Source organism: Coleofasciculus sp. G2-EDA-02 (assembly GCF_040226375.1).
GTDB lineage: Bacteria > Cyanobacteriota > Cyanobacteriia > Cyanobacteriales > Coleofasciculaceae > Coleofasciculus.
Genome location: NZ_JAVKEW010000097.1, coordinates 25,580 through 47,074 on the forward strand (window position 1 = coordinate 25,580; position 21,495 = coordinate 47,074).

9 protein-coding genes are annotated in these 21,495 nt (G+C 47.3%); 4 read left to right on the forward strand and 5 right to left on the reverse strand.

Features of this window, described 5'->3' with window-relative positions; all coding sequences use genetic code 11:
• Nucleotides 1–323: 323 nt before the first annotated feature.
• Nucleotides 324–8,594 (forward strand): RHS repeat domain-containing protein, encoded by an 8,271-nt coding sequence (locus tag RLO19_RS10720; protein ID WP_446356233.1) that lies wholly within the window; start codon nt 324–326, stop codon nt 8,592–8,594.
• A gap of 256 nt (nt 8,595–8,850) precedes the next feature.
• Here RLO19_RS10720 and RLO19_RS10725 read toward each other — a convergent pair whose 3' ends face one another.
• From RLO19_RS10725 to RLO19_RS10735, 3 genes are all read right to left on the reverse strand, one after another.
• Nucleotides 8,851–9,135 carry a hypothetical protein gene (locus RLO19_RS10725; RefSeq protein WP_446356235.1) on the reverse strand — a complete coding sequence of 95 codons (285 nt, stop codon included), beginning with the start codon at nt 9,133–9,135 and terminating at the stop codon, nt 8,851–8,853.
• Between the two features lie 65 nt (nt 9,136–9,200).
• Nucleotides 9,201–9,767 (reverse strand): single-stranded DNA-binding protein, encoded by a 567-nt coding sequence (locus RLO19_RS10730; RefSeq protein ID WP_446356237.1) that lies wholly within the window; start codon nt 9,765–9,767, stop codon nt 9,201–9,203.
• 346 nt (nt 9,768–10,113) lie between these two features.
• The gene (locus RLO19_RS10735; protein ID WP_446356239.1) at nt 10,114–12,642 is read right to left on the reverse strand and encodes a sugar phosphate nucleotidyltransferase; all 2,529 of its coding nucleotides are present in this window, start codon (nt 12,640–12,642) and stop codon (nt 10,114–10,116) included.
• Nucleotides 12,643–13,038: 396 nt separating this feature from the next.
• Between RLO19_RS10735 and RLO19_RS10740 the strand changes: the two genes are divergently transcribed.
• The 3 genes from RLO19_RS10740 (at nt 13,039) to RLO19_RS10750 (ending at nt 15,318) form a co-directional block, all read left to right on the forward strand.
• Complete coding sequence (locus tag RLO19_RS10740) at nt 13,039–13,233, forward strand: hypothetical protein (protein ID WP_446356241.1); 195 nt, start codon at nt 13,039–13,041, stop codon at nt 13,231–13,233.
• Nucleotides 13,234–13,236: 3 nt separating this feature from the next.
• Entirely contained in the window at nt 13,237–14,169 is a 933-nt protein-coding gene (locus RLO19_RS10745) for a precorrin-6A/cobalt-precorrin-6A reductase (RefSeq protein WP_446356243.1), read from the forward strand.
• A 414-nt stretch (nt 14,170–14,583) separates the two neighbouring features.
• Nucleotides 14,584–15,318: a sterol desaturase family protein gene (locus RLO19_RS10750; protein WP_446356245.1), complete on the forward strand. Its 735-nt coding sequence runs from the start codon at nt 14,584–14,586 to the stop codon at nt 15,316–15,318.
• A gap of 80 nt (nt 15,319–15,398) precedes the next feature.
• Here RLO19_RS10750 and RLO19_RS10755 read toward each other — a convergent pair whose 3' ends face one another.
• Complete coding sequence (locus RLO19_RS10755; RefSeq protein ID WP_446356247.1) at nt 15,399–17,453, reverse strand: response regulator; 2,055 nt, start codon at nt 17,451–17,453, stop codon at nt 15,399–15,401.
• Nucleotides 17,446–21,435, reverse strand: coding sequence for a GAF domain-containing protein (locus tag RLO19_RS10760; protein ID WP_446356249.1), 3,990 nt, complete (start codon nt 21,433–21,435; stop codon nt 17,446–17,448). The genes RLO19_RS10755 and RLO19_RS10760 overlap by 8 nt, the downstream gene beginning before the upstream one ends.
• Nucleotides 21,436–21,495 lie beyond the last annotated feature (60 nt).

Consider the following 21,495-nt stretch of genomic DNA (forward strand, 5'->3'; position numbering starts at 1 on the left):
CTGCATTAAGAATTAGGAACTCGCCCCCTAAATCCGCCAACAGGTCGATGGGATAGGGTGAGGTCATCTCGCCATCCCTCGACGTCCAATCTGGGTAAAAAAATAGGATCGAATGCTGGAAACCTAGGCATACGGTCGTTTTAATCAGAATTTGTTATCGATTTCATCCAACCTTTTATCCAACCGAGGAATAGCTCTCTCAGTTGTGTAATCCAGCTTACACGAGTTGGATTGGATTGGTTAAATATAGTCGAATGTATGGACGATCCTCGCTAGGTGGCGTTAATATCTGAATTTTTCAACAGACCAAGGAGATAAAATAAATGAGTGAAAGCACGAATACTCAAATTCCACAAATACGTCCGACACAATTCGAGAGTGATGTTAGCAGTATTTTTAAGGATAGCGTGAACCTGTTCAGGGGAGATGTTAACCTTTCACTGGACTTGGTATCCCTAAAAGGTCGAAACGGATTGGATGTAAAAGTCACCGCATCTTATGGGAGTAATGTCAAAAGCGAAATTCGCAATTCAAACGTTAACAAGCCCACCAGTATATTGGGTTTGGGTTGGCAACTTCCCTTTGATCGCATCGAAGTAGAGAGCCGCGATAACGCCTCAGTAAATGACAACCTATATTACCTTTATACAAATAACACCTCGACTGAACTGGTAAGCACTACAAGTATTTGGGTTCGCGCCACCCTGCCCGAAAGTGCGGCAGAAACCTTAAATCAAGGCCAAGTGGATGATGCGATCCAATCCCAATTTATCGATTCAGGATTAGCACTGGACATTAACGCCGAAGTCGAAGTCGTCACCAATAACCAGCAATGGATCATTAGCGATCGCGTTAACCAAAGAGTATTCAAGATTGAAAACCAAGCATCAAACCTGAAAGTACTCGCCGGTGGAGAGGCGTTTGAATGTTTCCAATACGATTTCAGTCAGATTCTTTACTACCCACAGTTTGAGCGTTGGGAATTGGTCAAAGATGATGGCACCAGCTACTTTTATGGTGGCAACGCACAGAACCAAAACCCAATCCAGTACAAAGTCAAATGGGGGAACTGGTCAGGGGAATCAGCGTTATCCCATGACTCTGAGAATACATTACTGCAATCCCCTTATCCATTCGCCTGGAACCTAGTCTCTGTTGAAGACATCTGGGGCGATACCATCTCATTCAGTTACGATATCGTAGAACAACAGGTCGGTGATCAAGGATTATCCTTTACCAAGGCGTGTTATCTCTCCCAGATAACCGATATGTTTAATCGCACCATCGACTTTAACTATGGTGAGAAGCAATATAACATTGACTCCCCTGCCAGTCCCCGGGAGTATATGTCACCCCACTGGAATGACCCATATACACAAGTTCCCACCAATGAGCCTAGCCCTTACCAGGATAGATATGAAACCCGCTACCTTGATCACATCGTAGTCAATAATCCCCAGGGCGTGATGCTCTACATGATCCAACTGAGCTACGACATCGGCTCCAACTTCAGCGACTACAGCCAGGAGGATTATCTTTATGGTGATACCGTCAAACGTACCCTAACCCGGATACAACGAGTATTTGCCCATAACTGCTCAATGCCCAGCCTGGATTTCAGCTACTGGAGCGCCGGATCAGTAAATGCTGGCGCACTAAGGGGCGCTGTTACACCGGATGGAGCAACGATCAACTATCAATACAAACAACAATCCCTACCCCTGTGCGACAGACAAAAACAGATCACCAACCCTTGGCCCGGCTCTGCCAAGCCCCGTGTCTGGTTCGGCTCTGATTATGTCGTCAACCTGTGGCTGAATGAGTCCACCAACCAGATCCATGTCACCCTCTATACCTGGCTGGGACGTTGGCAGCAGTGGGCACCCAGCCAGCAGATCATCCAGGTCGATGGCTTATTCGATATCAACCGGCTCAACGTCTTAACCACCGAGGATTTTGCCTGCCTCAGCTACCCGGTAACGCAACAGCAAAAGTCCTACGTACACATCTACCATAAAGATAACCGCAAATGGGGAGAGTGGTTAGAGACCGACCCAATAACCGTTAACACCACCAACCTACAAGTAGCCGCTGGGGATAACTTCTTGATCGCCTGCGACCAAGAGAATCGCATCCTGCTGCGCTACACCTGGGATTGTTTCTCAAAAGTGTGGATTATCGAAGATGTATCTACTGAACTTGAACTAGAGAGCGGTACGCCCTATATCACTGCCGCCAATAAACACTACGCCATACTCGACTATGCCAAGCTGAACGGTGGAGAGCGTCATAATCGGCTCACCCTCTACTATCAGGATAGCAACTACCAGTGGCATACCGGAGCCTCAGAAACACTGACATTTACCATAGGCGGCTATGACCCGGATAACTCCTTTGGCTTTAATACCAGCGCCTCCTTTATCGCCATAACCTATATCACCAACGAGGTATCAGCCAGCTTTAACTACACCGTCAAGGTATTGGCATGGGATGAGTCATTCGGCGCAATCACCAGCCATGACTTCTCCTACCGCCTGCCCAAGAGCACCCCTTCCTATCAGATTACCACCCGGTTTATTGCCCAGTTTGTCAACAACAGCATGATTGCCTCCGGTCCTCATCTGCTTCGTTACAATGGCTCATCATGGTTGCAAAACAGCAGTCTCGATTTCCGCGATACCTACAGCGATAAAGATATTAACTGGTACGCCTATGGAGCGGATTACGCCATCTATACAAGTAATCGGGAATATGCGGTTCAATCCAAGCTTGTGGGCTATGATCCTACCACCAACATTACCAGTTGGGACAACCAAGCCGTTGAACTCTACACCAAGGATAGCTCCACTTCAGGCAGAAAAAGGCGTTATTTCCCCACCGCCGGCGCCGATATCGCCACCATGGACAATCGCATCTACCACCGTGGCTCACAACAAAACTGGCAGGATGCAGTCGGTGAATACCAAGAGGTATCTGAGGGGATCGACAGCACCACAATGATTAACCAGGGACCTCGCTTCATCTCATATTTGAACATTGATGACGATACTGCCCAAGACACCAGTCTATGGCCTTTGCTGAATCAGTCCTTAAATACCGAGGAAACCATTGCTCAGCGTTACTTTACCCAGATCAGTACAGTGGATGGCTCGGTGAAACAAAATATCAACGGCAAATACCCTTCTGGGCTCTCTACATTTGTCACCTATCTGCCCCTGAACAAAGATTTTGATGACGCTGAGACGATTACACTCAACCGTTACCTGGACAATACCCTGCAAGGGACTCTGGTGGACTTTTGTGTGGACTCCATGAGCATCAACGACGGCTACACCACCAATACCACCAAATATGTTTTTGATATTGATACAGCCACCTGTGACCCAACCGGTGCCGTCTTGAAATACTACAAAAGCCGCTATTATCCCGGCACGGATGCCATCGAAGCCCCAGCATACGGCTATACCGAGAATAGCTATTTCAATGGTTTAACCCAGCAAAACACCGAGGGCTACCAACAGGTACTGGCCCAAGATACGGCAGCCTCCGGATTGCTGGATGGACAGCTAATCGAGCAAAAAGTCTTTGATGCCAACGGCAAGCTTCTCGTTCACGAACAGAAACAGATTCAAGCCTTCACCGCGATCGCAGCCGATGGAACAATCTACAACCTATTTGGCGGATATATCCGTTGCATCACCAATACCACGACAAATGATGGCTTGATTGTTACAACCGACTATGAATATGACAGCCGCTTTGGCAAATTAACCCAGGAGAAATTCGATAACATCACCCGGGATGGTACGGTAGAGACGGTCTATAAAAACTACAGCTACGCTTTTGCCGCCTACCCGTGGTTCCTGGAGAAGAATGTCATTGATGTTCCTTTCACCCAGTATGAATCAGTCTCCTACCCCGCACAGGGAGAGGACAAGACACTGATTTCAGGCAGCCTACAGCAATACACCCCACAACAGCGGCAGATCCCTGATGCCAACATCGCCGCACCAACGGTTTGGGCGACGGGAAATTCATACGTACTCCAGCAAGAAACCGAGGCTTCAGAGCTACAATTATCAGAGTTAATTAAAAGCGATCCTGGCCCCCAGTGGTTGTTGGTGAACAGGGTATTGGAGAGAACCTTCCATGGTGCGATCGCCAGCCAAAAAGATGTCACTGATCAGGTAGAGACCACCCTATGGGATACAAACGAGATCTTGCCCATTGCCATCTTTAATAATCAAGGCGAAAACCAGTGTGATTTTGTGGGATTTGAGCCTTATGAAGGTTATCAATCCAATTGGCGTCTCACCAACTCAGGTGCCAACCTTGCCGACTACATTGTCCCTGGGGATGCTTATACTGGCAGCAGTAGCTTTAAACTTACCACCAATAACACCCTTGAGAGGATCACACCACTCCAGCAATCACAAACCGCTATAGTCTCAGCCTGGGTCAAGTCAGAAACAGGGTTCCTTGCCGACTCTGGCTCAGTCTATCTAGAAACCACCGCTGGTGCCAACTCCACCAACCGAGTCGCCATAGAACTCGACAGCGAAGAAGAGTGGTTATATTGGCAGGCAGTGGTGGACTACAGTGGTGATTCAACCCAATCCCTCTCACTGGCATTTCGCAATGATAAAGGATCAACCTATCTGCTATTTAACAATATCAGCGTCACCCCCCTAGCCAGTGAAATGGAGGTCAAGTTTTACGACCTAGTCTATTACGATGAGATCGCCTCCATGGGCAACAACGCCAACATCCGCCGTTACGCCTACAACCCACTACGCCAAAAATTTGCCGAAGTAGGCCCTGGGGAAAACCCCAAACAAGGCTCCCTCAGCTATGGGACACGGGCATGGAACAATCCCACACCGTTTGAGTATCCCAAAAATGATCCCTCTAGCCGTTGTCATGTACTAGCCGCCGAGGGCGGCATCTACGAGACTTTCACCAATGGCGAACAGGTCTGGAATAATTGGCAACGGGATAACACCGATGCATGGCAGGTAAACAATGGCCAGCTTTACCACATCGGGACAGCACTCAATACCGTTCAGTGGCGTCCTACGGCAAGTACCGGCACCTATGCAGTGGGTTTAACCTTAACCTCGCCCAATACCGAGCACCTGTTGTTGGAAATCGCCATCGGAGATGCAGTGAGGGCTAAGTGGCAATCAGAGAGTGGCTGGAGCCTAGAGCTTGATGGCACCACCCATACCAACAGCGCCATCAACGGAAAAGTGCCGACCACTATCATGGTAGTACCGGTTACCGGAGCTGTACTATTGTTCGCCGACGGTAGACAGGTGTTTGCCGTAGAGAGCACGACACCAATTGTCGGCGAGTTGACTCTCTCGGCCCAGGGAGAGTGGCAGTTTGCCAACCCAGTCACCTATCTCTCACCTCAAATCTCGATGGTGTATAAAAACGCCAACCGCAACGAGATCCAATCACAGGTATTAAATGGGACCCGGTGTCTGGTAAAAGAGACCCGCTACAACCCCCTCGGCAATACCATCGCCGAAACCAAGATCGCCTCATTCAACAACACTCTGTTTGGCTATCGCAGCGGTTTTGTCACCAACTTGGATACCACAACGGGTGTGATGATGGGTGAAGTGAGTGACTATTACCCAGAGGACGAAGGCTACCCCTATAACGGTACCCTCTATGAAGCTTCCGCTCTGGGACGACCCCTGAAAAAGGGACTACCGGGTAAAGCCTTTGCGATTACAGACAACAATAGTCACACCACCCAATTCAATTATGAAGTAACTGACCAAGAGAGCGTCGCGGGAATCTCCTATCGCGCCGGCGAGTTTTTGGTGACAGCGACTATCGATGCCAATGGCTCAACGGTACTAGAGATAAAAGATCGTAGAGGACAGACACTGGGTAAACAGACAAACGTTGGTGAAACGATGCTGGATGGGGTGCAACAGGTTTTTGACTCAGCCGGTAACATCACCCAAATTCTCCATCCCAACTACTTCTCGGCTGAAAGTGATGCCAGCGCTTTTGTCACCCAGAACCGCTATAATTTCCTGGGTCAACTCACCTCCAGAATCACACAGGACTCAGGGGAAATCAAGTACATCTACGACCCAGCGGGGCGAGTACGCTTTAGCTCAACCCCGTTAACTGTAGAGAAAGGAACTGTGCTTTATCGGAAGTATGATTCACTGGGTCGCATCTATGAAGAGGGTGAAATCACCCAAGAGTGGGGAGATGGTTCTGAGTTACAGGCGATTGCCGATAGCAATCCCCAATATCCAGACAATAACCCTTGGCAAACCCAAAACATCTATGATGGCAGCGGCGAAGACATCACTCTCAGGAACCGTTTATGGAAAACCCAAAAACGCACCCAGGATGATGCCATCGTTGAAAACCTCTACGGCTATGACCTCTACGGCAACGTCACCCAATCCAGCTTAAACCTACCTGGACAATCTCCCCAAAGTACTGCCTACGCCTATAACAACCTCGGCAACATCCTTGGCGTTGAATACCCGGATAGCGCCCCGATTCCAAAAGTCGTCTACACCTATAACCAAATCGGTCAAAACACGGCCATCGGCACCCCAGATGAACCGGTAAAATTTGCCCAATACGACTACAACGCAGATGGTAGCCTTGCCCAAGAACAGCTCAACTCAGCCGGAAGCCCAGCACTTCGGCGAGTGATCGCCTACAACTCGCCAGGTTGGATTACCGAGATCGACAACCAGTATGGGGATGGTGGCCAGATCCTCAAACACAGCTTTAGCTATACATCAGGCGGTTACGATGGCGCAGCCTACTACAATGGTAATATCGCCAGCATCTCCAATCAGAACGCGATCGCACCGGATAACTCCTTTGACTACCTGTACAAATACGATGCCCGGGGTCAACTAGAAGTTGCCCAACACAGCACCAACCCCGCTTATAGCCTAGGCGTAAGCAACCCAATCGCCTTTGACCCTAACGGCAATATCCGGATCATTCAGCAGGGTGACACCGTGCAAACCTACGATTATCAGGAGAACAGCAATAAGGTTACTACAGTTGAAATTGACGGCGCGATCGCCCAGAGCTACGATTACGATGCAGTCGGAAATGTCACCACCTCCTCATACCGCAGCATATCTGCAATTGAGTATAACGCCCTCAATAATCTGCCACTCTCTGTCACCAAAGAGGATAGTAGTTCACTGGAGTTTACCTATAACGGTATCAACCAACGGGTGATTAAACAGCTTAGCGATGGTAGCCAAACCATTTATGTACACGGCTTGAGCGACTACCCACTGATGGAGATAGGAGAGCAGATTAGCCAATATATCTACGGAGTGGGTGGGCTGCTGGTGATCGTAGAAGAGAACGAATCCAACTATGTACTCAAAGATCAACAAGGCTCGGTTCGCGCTGTGGTGGCGGCAGACGGAACGGTGAAAACCATGCTGGACTATATGCCATTTGGCCAGCTTCTGCCCAACAGCTACAACGATGCAAATGCCATCCGCTATCGCTACACGGGCCAGGAGTTTGATCGTGAGCTGGGACTCTATAACTACCGGGCACGCTTCTACGATCCGCAACTGAGACGCTTCTACTCCTGTGACCCGAAATTCCAATATGGCAGCCCCTTCGCCTATTGCCATAACAACCCCATAAACCGTACCGATCCCTCTGGTGAGATCGCGGACATACTGGTGATTCTCATAATTGGAGCCGTGATCGGGGCTGCGGTAGGTGCCGGAGTTGCCGCTTATACCGGGGTTAAATCGGGTCTTAAAGGTGGCGACTTGGTGGGCTACATCTTTGCCGGTGCCGCTATCGGTGCGGCAGCCGGTGCCTTATCTGCCGCCGGTGGTGTGGGTGCCTTTGCCGCTGGCTCAGCCGCAGCAGCAGCAGCAACTACCACTGCTGGTGGTATTGCAGCCGGGGTAGCAGCCGGAGCAGGAGTTGGTGCAGGAGTTGGCGCAGTCGTGGGTGCAGCACAGGGAGTAAGCCAGCACTTTGTCAACGATGCCTTTGGCGTGGAAAATGCCGGAACCTGGCAACAGTCGCTGTTTTCTGGGGCAATTACTGGTGCCATTGGTGGCGCGATCGCAGGGGGTGTGGCCGGATATGGGGGTGCACTGGCCGTCCAGCAATCAGCCCGCTACCTACAGATTACCGGCAATAATGGCTGGGCGTACAGCCCCCGTTCTCTCACCCAAGTCAGTAAAGCTTACAACTCTTTCGGAGACATGGCCCGGATACCATTACCTTCGTTTGTCAGCCGTATACCCAATCTCAACCTACCAGTGGTTGGTGGCGCTCAAAGCTTTGTATTAGGCAAATTCAGCTTACCTACAATCGCCAGCGCCGCAGGTGCCATAGCCAAAAAGGCGGTGGAGCCATTATTACCGACTGCCAACGATAGTAGTAGCAATACCCAAAAGCAGCAAGCAACCCCCCAAAGCCAAATGTCTGACTACTATGGGCAACAGGCTTATAACCCGGCAATGAGTGGCAGTGTGGGCATGGTGTCGGCACTGGTTATCAACCCATCATACTGGAACAACAACAGTGAGCAGTCACCCTCTTTGAGCTGATTGCCCATCACTACGGACATAACAGTTCTTTTGTCTATTACCCAAATAGCCTGTTGGCGAAGCCTGTTCCTTCAGAACGTATCGCTTTGCGATCGCCAGAGCTACATGGGTACGCTTTTTGAGGGATGTGAGCGATCAAACCACTACGGGATAAGGCTTGACGCTGGGTATAGTACATATGGACTGGGGGACTTCAGTTTAAACCTCCTCTAACTCTTGATAGATAAGGGTTCCCGACTTGTGCTGCAAGCCCTAATTATTTTAGGCTCTGATTGGTCGCACAATAGTCTCGACAATTAATCGCTTGTTCCGAATTGGCAATAGATGGATGAATTGTGCATTTGAGACGATAATCGTTAGTAAAAAATTGACAGTGGCTACAAGGGATTTGATGCAGGCGCTTGGCATGTGCCACACCGTCGGTAATTGCTGACCAGACTGTCATCAGGCTCAGGATTACTATTGCCCACGCCAGACAAAAGCACAGGGGGATCACAAAAGGCTGAATCGCCTGAATTAGGGGGTAGAGAACTTGAAACACAATCTATCCTGTCTGACCAACCAACCAATATTATTAACGCTAATCTGAATGATTAGTTTTGGCAATTAAAAAGGAATATCATCTAAATCCTTCTGAGTGTCCGGTACTGGGGGAACGTTGGGTACGGGAGTGGGTTCATCAGTCGGCTGGTCAATGGGCGAGGAATAATCATAGTCCTGATTTCTCGGTGCCGAGACAGGTGCCGGGCTTGGAGGGGTTGGGCGCGATCGCATGGGAACAACATTCTCTGATTTCTTGGGTAATGATGGGATTGTCGTCGCCTGCATCCTTGGGGAAGCGGTAGCCGTTTGTAGCCCCATTTCTGTATCGGCACCCACTTTATGAAGTCGATAGGTGGTTAATTCAGCCCGTTTTTCTTTAAATCCTTCGGGGCGCTCAATTGTATTCATACTCAGACGCCCTTCAAGGACTACGATATCACCAACCCCATAGTTTTCCTTGATTTCTTGAGCCAAATTGCCCCAACCAACCACTTTGAGGGTTGCGGGTGGATCTTCGGAGCGCATACTGGGAAACTGCACCAGCATTTGGGCAATAGGGGTTTGATTATCCGACGTGTAACGCAGTTCTGGATCTTGAATGATTTGTGCCATCAAGACGCAGCTATTCATCGTTAATATCTCCTAGGGCTTTGAGTAATCGGTTTAGTCAATGATTGACCATGAGTGCTAGTTGAGTAGGGCTTATCTTTGGGACAATGGGTCTTGAAAAAACCATATTTGCCCATTTTATCATTCCCTCTGTTATCGGAGCTATTGACTCCTTAGCTAGCAGACTTATGTTGACCATGGAAAAGAGCCCGTTGTTATAACCCAACGTCCTCCTTCTTTAATTTAGAACAAAAGTACTATCTTGTCAGCAGCGAGGAGCAAGCCCTGACTGTAGAGACGTAGCATGCTACGTCTGGAACACCTCATCTTATGGCGCGTCTGGAACACCTCATCTTAGACAGCCGATTCAGCTTTGGGCAGTTAGTACCCCTTGCTCTTGTTCAATGAACTCTTGCACATAAGTGCGATATCTTCTCAGATTTGCATCAACCCAATCTCGGTCATCGCTGTTGGCAAAGACATGGACTAGGGGTTCTCCAGCATCCGGCAAAATCAACACCCAACTGTCTGTGTACCGATCTATTATTTTAACCCCATCGATAAGTTCTAATTCCTCATTGGCATGGGTTTCGACTAAGTGGCGCATTAATGCCCCTTTCACCGTCCAAGGACAGCGCATGGTATAAGTTTTATGACAAACCCGAGGCAAATCACTGCGAACCTGACCCAGCGATCGCTCTTGAATCGTCAACATCTCAATTAACTTGGCGATGCAGAACATCGCATCAAAACCAGGATGGAGTTGAGGAAAAATAAAGCCCATTTCCTCAGAACCGCCCAATACCACATTAGGATTGGTTTGAGACGCTTCCATCAACGCCGCCGGATTTGCCTTGGTGCGAATCACTCGACCATCATGACGACGGGCGATTTGTTCCACAGCACCGGAGGTATGAACCGGAACTACCACAGCAGAGCGAGGATGAGCCGTCAGCATCAAACTAACCATCAGCGCAGTCAAAGTTTCCCCCCGCACGGGCATTCCGGATTCATCCACCAAGATAAGTTGTTCACCATTAGCGGACACCTGAACGCCAAAATTGGCTTTTAGGGCTTCCACCACTTGACCGAGTTGGGTGAGCAATCCTTCTCGTTCATCGGCGGACATAGACATTTGATTTAAGCTGGCATTCAAGACAACCGCATCACAGCCAAATTTCGCCAACAAGACAGGAAGAACCGCCCCAGAAACCGCATAAGCATAATCAATTACTAATTTCGCGCCACTATTGTGAATGGCTTGCACATTTAAATGTCGCTCAAAGCCAACGCTATAGAGATCGAGTAACTGGCTGGGGTAGTTGACATTGCCAATTTCCGGAATCGGGGATCGGCGCAAGTCCTCTTTGAAGTAAGCCCCTTCAATTTTCTTCTCTTTGGCTTTGGATATATTGATTCCGTGGGAATCAAAAATCTCAATCAGAATATAGTCGGGGCGTTCAGGGTGTACCCGGACGTGAATCCCACCGATAACGGCTAGGGTAGGTACTACCAGACGAGCAATGGGGATGGCTGTGGCTTCCAAGTTCTGGACGTGAACCCCCACCGACATCAAGCCAGCAATTAGCGATCGCGATACCATGCGAGAGATACTCCGCTGGTCACGAGAGACGGTGACTTGAGAGCCGGGTTTTAAGCTCGATCCATAAGCCGCACCCAATTTGACGGCAAACTCTGGCGTAATATCAACATTAGCTAAGCCTTGAACGCCGCGCTGACCAAAAAGATTCCGCTGCGCTGTATTTCCCCAAATCAGGTTCATGTTTAAAGTGGCACCTGATTCAATTTTCTTACTGGGCCAAACCCGCACGCTGGGGCTAATTTGTGCTTCTTCTCCCACCGTGGAGAGAGAACCGACAACCGCACCTTCTAAGACATGGGCGCGACGATCCACCCTTGTTCCTCGGGCAATGACACAAGCCCGCAGATGGACTTCATCGCCAATAATCGAACCATTCCATAGAATTGGACGCTTCAGGTCAGCGTAAGCCCCAACGGTAACATTATCTCCAATTATTGTTCCTGCCTCAATATTTACCCCTGGACCAATGCGACAATTACTGCCAATCAGGGCTGGGGTTTCTATTTTAGCCGTCGCGTCAATGGAGGTATTTTGTCCCACCCATAGTCCGGGTTTTTGTTGTTCGTAGGCAAAGTCAATCTCTACTTTTTGATGCAAGGCGTCGTACTGGGATTCGCGGTAAGCATCGAGGTGTCCCACATCACACCAGTATCCATCCGCGACAAAGCCATACATCGGTTCCCCTTTTTCTAGGAGTAGGGGAAACAGGTCTTTAGAAAAGTCAGATTCTGTGTTTTCAGGCAGGTAATCTAAGACAGAGGGTTCTAAGATGTAAGTGCCGGTGTTTACTGTATCTGAGAAAATCTCACTGGTTGAGGGTTTTTCTAAGAAGCGGCGAATCCGCATATTCTCATCGGTAATCACCACACCAAATTCCACGGGATTGGGGACGCGGTACAGGACAATCGTGGCTTTAGAGTGACGGCTTTTGTGGAATTCAATGGCAGCTTTTAAATCAAAGTCCGTGATACTGTCACCACTGATGACAATGAAGGTATCATCAAGTAATTCGGCAATGTTTTTCACGCAACCGGCAGTACCGAGGGGCTGGTCTTCTTCCACCGCATAAGTCATTTGCACGCCAAAGTCACTGCCATCTTGGAAATAATCCCGCATCACATCGGGGAGGTAGTACAGTGTAGCAATGACTTCCGTGATGTTATGTCGTTTGAGTAGGTTGATAATGTGTTCGGCGATCGGTCGATTGAGTATCGGCACCATGGGTTTGGGAAGATCACAGGTTAGCGGTCTCAGACGTGTTCCCGAACCGCCTGCCATCAGCACTGCTCGCATAAGTCCTCCTAAAAATTTTTGTGATTTACGGTGTTTGAACCGTAGATGTCCCTACCTATTGTCTCTTTTTACAGTTTCTGATCAGAAAAAGTGAGCTAGCAAGATTCTCCCAGGGGTAATGCTACAACTGAACTACATAGATAGACTAGAACTGAGTTTATGCTACTTTGACTTTGATCCGGGATCAATTCTACCTACGACTGAAACCTTGCCGCCCAAAGGCTGAAAGTTTGATACTTCAATTGATTCAATGATTTGTATTCCTCCAAAGGGAACCTGAGACGTTTTGGGGGAGTTGGTCTAAAATGGGTGAATGAGCAGGCTCGCTTTTGTTCGGCTGAGGCTTTAGGGTCAGTGTGAAAAAGTCCCTGATTCGGTTTATAGGGGGTTAATTGAATGGGAAAAGTATTAGTTCTTCTCGTGTTAGGGGTTTATGGCTACGGCGTTTGGAAGTTATGGACGGGGTTCAATCGGACGAACTTCTCCCGTAGCTTGCCTAACCGGATTTATTTGTCTCTGTTGTGGCCCGTTTTGATTGTGGCAAATAAGTCTTATCGGAAAAACTTTACCAAAGCGCTGAAAGGTCGGTAGGTTTTGCCAGAGAGTCAAAGGCGTCTGTGGCTGATTGGTGGGACAAGTGAGAGTGTACAGTTAGCGGAGGCGATCGCGTCTGTAGGTTTTCCTTGTCTGGTTACGGTGACAACAGTTGACGCCAAGTCACTTTATCCTCAAACGCCCAGCTTACAGGTACAAGTGGGGCGTTTGGATGGGAAGCAAATTGAGCAGCTTTGGCAACAGCAGCAGATTAAAGCTATAGTCGATGCATCTCATCCTTATGCGGTGGAAATTTCCCGAAACGCGATCGCGACAGCACAATGTTTGCAAATTCCCTACCTGCGCTTTGAACGTCCTACTGTTAAGGGAGATGGGGGAGATCAGGGCGGGTTTAGTCACATCAGGGTGACAACAAACGATAATCGTGAAACCCGCCCCTACAAATCGGTCAAGGCGGGTTTTGAGAAAAGGTTATCATCAACAGCGAGACAAAATTCTCTAAACCCACCCCTACAGACGAATAATGAACCGTCTGTGATTACCTTAGACAGCTTTGAAACGTTGGTGGCGGGTGACTATTTAAATCAACAACGGGTACTGTTGACAGTGGGTTGTAAAGTTTTATCCTTATTTCAAGACTGGCAAGAGCGATCAACTCTATTTGCCCGGATTCTTCCAGCGGTTACGTCTTTAGAGGCGGCTATGGCAGCAGGATTTAGCCGCGATCGCATTATAGCGCTACGCCCCCCCATACCCTTTGAATTAGAAATAGCACTCTGGCGTCACTGGGATATTTCACTGGTAGTCACTAAGGCGTCTGGGGTAGCTGGAGGAGAGGTGACGAAGCGACAAGTGGCGGCGCAGTTAGGAATTCCATTAATTGTCATTGATCGTCCGGTGGTAGAGTATCCACAGCAAACCAGTGATATCACTGTAGCGTTAGAGTTTTGCCAGAGATATTTAACAACCTGATGATTATGTCTGATTCCCTCCATATCTATCCGTAGGGGCGCACGCTCCATCATTGGTGTCAAATTAAGCGCTAAAAGCAGGGGAAGCAGAGGGAGCCTGCACCATCGCTTATGACGTAAGCTTCACGCGCCAGTTTGTGTCGAACTGCTCGAAACAATAATTGGCAAGGGTTGTGGCTTAAGTTGACACGGATGATAGACGTGCGCCCTCTTCACCAACGTGCGATAAAGACTGCCCAAAATCTACCTTTGGGCATTTTTTATAAATTAATTATATGTGAGAGCATAAGTAAGTTGTTGATGATAGCATCAATGACAATACTTTTATTATCCATGAAGCCTATACCTCTTTGAAAAAGTCTCTGAAGGAGATTTGATTAGCAAAAGCCGAATTTAAAAGTAAAAAGGAGGAAACTTGAACTTTGCAAAAGAGTTGACAAACCACTCATTTGGGTATTATTACTTGGTATTTTTTGGCGTCACTCTTGCCCGATACTTTCTTATCGCTGGGGGAGCCTACTGGCTCTTTTATGTCGTTCTGGAGAAGTTCCTCGCTACACAGAGTTTGCGTCTGAAGCCTCTGATGAGCGCTTCGATTAGAAATGATATCAAATTATCAGTTCTCTCGTCAGTGATTTTTGCCTTTTGTGCAGCGCTAATCCTATCAGAGTACGGTTTGGGAGTAACGCTCCTTTACACTAACCCCTATGAATATGGACTGTGGTATATAGGAGTTAGCTTTGTTGCGGTGCTTATCCTTCAAGATACGTACTTTTACTTTATCCATCGCCTCTTTCACCACCCTTTGCTTTTTAAATGGGTGCATTCTGGACACCACCGTTCGGGAGAGCCAACACCATGGAGTTCCTTCGCATTTGACCTACCAGAGGCAATTATACAATCACTCTTCTTTGTCGCGATAATCTTTATCGTCCCGCTCCATTTTATCACCTTGGCTACTGCACTGATAACGATGACCGTCTGGGCAGTGGTATCTCATCTGGGATTCGAGCTATTTCCCTCATCATTTCCTCACCACTGGCTGGGGAAATGGTTTATCGGAGCAACTTATCATTCGATACATCATCGCCAGTACACTGTACACTACGGATTGTACTTTACGTTCTGGGACAAACTGCTTGGTACTTAACTGCCTTGGATGTCTAGAGGATATATCAAGGATTTAGGCAATCTAAAAATGCAAATTTTCAGTGCCATTCGTATTTCGGATTAAGGTGTTGGTGCTTGGCGCGAAGGAATCGTTTTAAAGACGCGAATCAAGTCGGCTTGGCGAATCGGTTTACTAATATAATCATCCATCCCCGCCTTTAAACACGTTTCTCGGTCTTCCTGCATCGCATTAGCTGTCAGCGCAACAATCCAAGGACGCTGGGAGTAGTTTTGGCAGATGTAACGAGTTGCGGTTAAGCCATCCATTTCTGGCATTTGTACATCCATCAATATTACATCGTAAGATTGGTGAGAGATGGCGTCAAGAACTTGCTGACCATTAGTGACCAAATCGGCTTGATAACCTAAACGTTTTAACAGTAACAATTCTACTTTTTGATTGACTATATTATCTTCAGCCAAAAGAATTCGTAACGGTAACTGTTTGGCAAGAGGCAAATCTTGAGATTGTGGTGAAGCCGATTGAGACTCAATAGAAGCCGCCTGTTTTACCAAAATTTGAGTCATAACGTTATAAAATTGTCCAACTTTAATCGGTTTAGGGAGACAGGCAGCAAAATGCCGCTCAATCAAAGAGGTTTTTGTTGTCAAGTTTCCTACAGCGGTTAGTAACACCAAAGGCAATTCTTTACAAAGGGATTGGTTATGGATTTGCAGCCCCAAAGTTAGTCCATTCATCTCTGGCATTTGCCGATCAATAATTGCCACATCAAAGGCTTCTCCTTGATTGAGCCAAGCTAGGGCTTCATCACCGGATTGAGTGCTCCGGGCAATCATACCCCAACATTCGGTTTGCTGGGTTAAAATTCGGCAATTTGTCTGATTATCATCAACAATTAAAACTCGTTTACCTCTAAGCTGTGGTTGAGTAGTATTTAAATTCTCTTCCAACGCATTTTGGGCTACCCTTAAGACGACACAGAAGGAAAAAGTAGACCCCTCACCGAAGCTGCTGTCTACCCAAATTCCCCCCCCCATCATTTCAGTTAATTGTTTAGAAATAATTAAACCCAGTCCCGTACCACCATACTGACGAGTGGTTGAAGAATCGAGTTGACTGAAGCGTTGAAACAAGCGGTAAAAGCCGTCTTGAGGAATACCAATGCCCGTGTCTTTTACCGAAAACAAAAGACAAACAGTCGGCGAGGTATTGCTATCCTGGTTTTGAGTCGAATCAGTGACGTATTCATGTTTAACCTTCACCAAAACGCTAACTTCCCCCACATCTGTAAATTTAATTGCATTACTCAGTAAATTGATGAGTATTTGGCGCAGTCGGGTGACATCTCCGATCAGAGTAATGGGAACTTCTGGGTCAATAAAGTAAGTTAATTCCAATCCCTTTTGCACTGCTTTTGGCGAAAACAGATCAACAGAGGTTTCCAGACATTCACGCAGATTAAAGGGTTTGAATTCAAGCTCTAGTTTACCCGACTCAATCTTAGCAAAATCAAGCACATCATTAATCGTAGTCAGCAGCGTTTCACCACTTTGACGAATCGTTTCGACTAAGTCCCGTTGGTGGTTATCCAGCTTCGTATTCTCCAAAATTCCGGTTAACCCAATCACCGCATTCAAAGGGGTGCGGATTTCATGGCTCATGGTTGCCAGGAATTCACTTTTAGCCCGGTTAGCGGCTTCTGCGGCTTCTTTTGCCTCTGCTAGTGTGGCGTTTTGAACTTGCAGTTGCTGTTGGATATGGCGTAAACTCAGTTGAGTTTTAACCCGTGCGATCACTTCTTCTAGTTGAAAGGGTTTAGTAATATAGTCTACGCCACCCACTTCAAAGGCTTTCACTTTATCCCAGACTTCATCAAGAGCGCTTAAGAAAATTACCGGAATTTCGGCGGTTTGTTCGTCGGCTTTCAATCGTTGACAAACTTCATACCCATCCATTTCCGGCATTTTAATATCCAGCAAAATCAAATCCGGCGGATCAGTATTAACCGCATTAAGTGCCTGTTTCCCATTAATCACCCGACGAACTTCATAGCCCTGGTTCGTCAGCATGGTAAACAAAATGCGTAAATTATCAGGGATATCATCGACAATTAATATGTCTCCCTTGATGGCTTGAGATTGACGTTCACTCATGAATTAGGGCGTGTGTTAAATCCACTATGCGATCAAAAGAAAGGGTGTTCACCCATTGATTCAAGGTTTGAGCCAGAGATATTTGCTCCTCAGGAATTTGGGCAATAAGCTGAATCATCACTTTCTCTCTAGCGCTGAGTGCGGCTTTGTGCAGTTGTGCCAGCCATTCAGTTGGCATTCGTGCCAATGCCTCTTGTAAGGCAGTTCCCTGCAAGGTTGCTAGCGACGTATCCGGCGATATGACAGAGGCAGGTTCAGCTTGAGCATACAAATAACGCACCCCTAAATGTTGCGCCATTTTTTCAAAGATAACCTCTTCCCGAAAGGGCTTGCTCACAAAATCGTCGCAGCCGGCTGACAAGACAACCGAGCGCTGCTTATCGAAAACACTGGCAGTCAAGGCTATAATTACCGTTGCTTGACCCTGCAACGATTGTCGAATTCGACGAGTGGCTTCATAACCATCCATGACAGGCATCCGCATATCCATCCAAATCAGGTGAGGTTCCCAACTCTGCCAACGTTCAACGGCTTGCCATCCATTTTCTGCTTCCTGCACCTCAAAACCCATCGGTGCGATTAAATTAACCAGCAGAACCCGACTTTCCCATTTATCATCAGCAATCAGAATCCGATAGCTGGGTTGATTTGGGGCTAAACTAATCACCCGTTTAGACTGTTGAATCTCAATGTCAGCCGCTTGGGCAGGACTAATCTTAATCGTAAACTGAAACCTTGTTCCCTGACTTAAAATACTGCTGACGGCGATGGTTCCTCCCATCAGTTGGACAAATTTCTGGCTAATGGGTAAACCTAATCCTGTACCTTCTTGAGATTTGCGACCGGTTTCTGTCTGGATAAAGGCTTCAAACAAGGTATCAAGTTCTGCTGAGGCAATTCCTGGACCGGTGTCTTCTACTTCAAAGGTGATTAGGGATTGGGGATTGGGGATTAGGGATTGGGGATTGGGGATTGGGGATTGGGGAATTATACCCCGTTCCCCAAGCAGGGCGGGTTTAGTCAAGTTATCGGTTTCTTGGGTAACGTTATCGGTAAAACCCGCCCCTACACATTGGTTTACAGACGTGCCATGGCGAGACGTGCCATGTAGAGACGTTGCATGCAACGTCTCTACATGCAAGGTGACATTCCCTTCCCCTGTAAATTTAATCGCATTTCCCAATAAATTAATTAAAACCTGACGTAACTTGCTCTCATCAGTCCGCACGTATTGAGGAACATCTGGATCACAATTAAAGATTAGCTCTAAGCCCTTTGATGCGGCTTTTAGCTGGAGCATTTCTTCTAAACTTTTGAGTAAACGATAGAGATCAAAACTTGTTTCATTCAGCGTAATCCGACCTGCTTCTATTTTAGACATTTCTAATACATCATTGAGCAGCGTGAGTAAATGTTCACCACTGCGAGCAATAATTCCTAGATATTCCTGTTGAGTTGGAGTTAAAGTAGAGTCGCGGGTCATAACTTGGGCAAAACCAAGAATCGCATTCAGGGGAGTCCGTAGTTCATGACTCATATTCGCCAGAAACTCGCTTTTGGCACGGTTAGCCGCATCAGCTGCTTCCTTAGCATCTTTGAGTTGAGCCATGAGGGCGGCTTGTTGCAGCGCCACACCTAACTGATTACTCACTTGTGTCAGTAAACTAATTTCTGCGGCGTCCCAGTGACGGGGACTGGAGTTTTGATATGCACCCAGTAATCCCCACAGTTTATCCCCGACAAAAACGGGGATTAAACAGTAGGCTTTGATATGAAACACTTCCAACAATTTGACATGACAGGTCGAGTAAATGATTGGGTAAATATCATTAACGACAACGTTTTCATGATTCCGAAATCGACCGCCCTGAGTTTTTTGTAAACAGGTATCTGACCATACCGTTTTCAGATCAGAACTGACTAAGGGAGACCAACCTAATGCCACCGATTCGGAGACAAAATCCCCACTCCAGTCGGGATTAAATCGATACACCACGACGCGATCGCAGTTAAGAATTTGCCGTACTTCTTGGGTAGTCGTACTAAAAATCTGATCAATATCTAAGGTTTGACGAATGCTTTCAATCACCCGTGCTAATGCCCGCGCCTGTTCCGCCGCTTTAGCTTGCTGGACGGCTTGAGCTTGCAACAATTCTAAATATTCTGACTGTTGCAGTGCTACCCCTAATTGGGCTGCCACCTGCATGAGTAACTTAACTTCTCGTTCCTGCCAATGGCGGGATTGACTATGTTGAAAAGCACTCAGTAGTCCCCAAAGTTTTTCCCCTTTAAACAAAGCCACGACAGCAAAGGATTTAATCCCAAAAGATACCAAAGCTTCGATATGGCAATCACTAAAATTAGCTCTATAGATATCATCAGCAATACAAGGTTCGTTATCCCGTAACCGACCCCCTTTTTGTTCGCTTAAATAGGGGTCTTCCCACGCACTACCCACCAGTTTTGGTAAGTTTCCTGCTTCCGATTCAAAAATAAAATCACCGAAATAATCCTCGCGGAATTTATAAATAGCAATTCGTTCAACATCCAACAATTGACGGACTTCTGTTGCCGCCGTTTGGAAAATCGTATCTAAATCTAAAGTTTGGCGAATTTTATCAATAACCTGAGCTAACGCCCGTTCCCGTTCTGCTTCCTGGGCTAATTCATCTGCCCGTTGTTGTAATTGCGCCTCCAGTGTGGTTTGCAGTTCTGCCGATCGCCGTTGAGCTTTTCCGAGGAGTTCAGCTTGTTGAATAGCTACCCCTAATTGAGCGCCAATTTGCACCAAAAAATTAATATCTGTCTCCTGCCACGATCGCGGTGCTGAATTTTGAAAAGCGGCTAAAAGTCCCCAGAGGGTTTTGCCTTTGTAAATCGCAATAATTGTGTATGCTCTTGCCTGATAGCGTTCTAAACTTTGAATATAGCAATCTGAAAACCCGGCTGTGTAAATATCACGACAAACTCGGAAAACTTCACCTTTGATAAAGTCACCGCCTTCAGTTTGCTGTAAATAGGTATCAATAATTTGAGGATTGGCAAAGGACTTAATACTACAATTACTAATATTTTGGCATAAATGTGGGTCTTGACATTGCTCTTGGACTAAGGATTTCCAGCCCCCAGCCACGGATTCAACCACAAATTCACCACTCCAATCGGGATTAAACCGATAGATTGCCACCCGATCAACATTGAGTAAGTGTCGCGCTTCCTGGGTTGTGGTCTGGAATATAGTATTAATATCGAGCGATCGCCGAATCTTATCGATAATAGCCGCAACTGCTTTTTCCCTTTCTACAGCTTGAGCCACAGCTTTCGTCAATAATTCCGACTGCATCCGCAATTGAGCCACAAACTCCGCTTGCTGCAACGCCACGCCTAAATGAATGGCAATTTGATGGACAAACTCTATTTCGTCACTGCGCCATTGGCGTGGGCGCGAACATTGGTGAATACACAGCAACCCCCAAAGCTGATTCCCCTTGAGTAACGGCACAACTAGGTTGGCTCGAACTTGAAAACGTGAGAGAATAGCAATGTGACAATCGAGTAAATTCAGTGCATAAATATCTTCAGCCGCCCAAATCCGCCCTTGCTGATAATGGGTAGCATGTCTTTCTCCAAAACAGTTATCCTCTACTTTGGTGGCGATGGCTGATGGATAGGGTGATACAACATCTTCGGAGACAATCTCCCCACGGCGACAGTCAGACTCTGGATCAAAGCGAAACATCCCCACCCGATCCGCATTCAGCAGTTGACGCACTTCTGTGGCGGTTGATTTAAAGATACTCTCCAAATCCAAAGATTCCCGAATTTTAGTCACCACCGCCAACAGCGCCTTCTGTTGGGCAACTTGAGTCGGTTCTGGTATTCTCATCGCTTCCAATTGCGCCACACGCGATCGCAGATAGGTTAATTCGGCTTGGAGTGACTTGTATGTTTTGGCATTGAGAACGATATCTTGATCAAACATGATAGAGTTCCGGGTGCGGGGGTGTAGGGGTGTAGGGGCGGGTTTTACCGATAACGTTTT

What these genes read in the sequence shown, in the direction of transcription:
- RLO19_RS10720 (WP_446356233.1), top strand. Translation starts at nt 324, where the DNA reads ATGAGTGAAAGCACGAATACTCAAATTCCACAAATACGTCCGACACAA.
- RLO19_RS10730 (WP_446356237.1), bottom strand. Translation starts at nt 9,767, where the DNA reads ATGAATAGCTGCGTCTTGATGGCACAAATCATTCAAGATCCAGAACTG.
- RLO19_RS10735 (WP_446356239.1), bottom strand. Translation starts at nt 12,642, where the DNA reads ATGCGAGCAGTGCTGATGGCAGGCGGTTCGGGAACACGTCTGAGACCG.
- RLO19_RS10740 (WP_446356241.1), top strand. Translation starts at nt 13,039, where the DNA reads ATGGGAAAAGTATTAGTTCTTCTCGTGTTAGGGGTTTATGGCTACGGC.
- RLO19_RS10755 (WP_446356247.1), bottom strand. Translation starts at nt 17,453, where the DNA reads ATGAGTGAACGTCAATCTCAAGCCATCAAGGGAGACATATTAATTGTC.
- RLO19_RS10760 (WP_446356249.1), bottom strand. Translation starts at nt 21,435, where the DNA reads ATGTTTGATCAAGATATCGTTCTCAATGCCAAAACATACAAGTCACTC.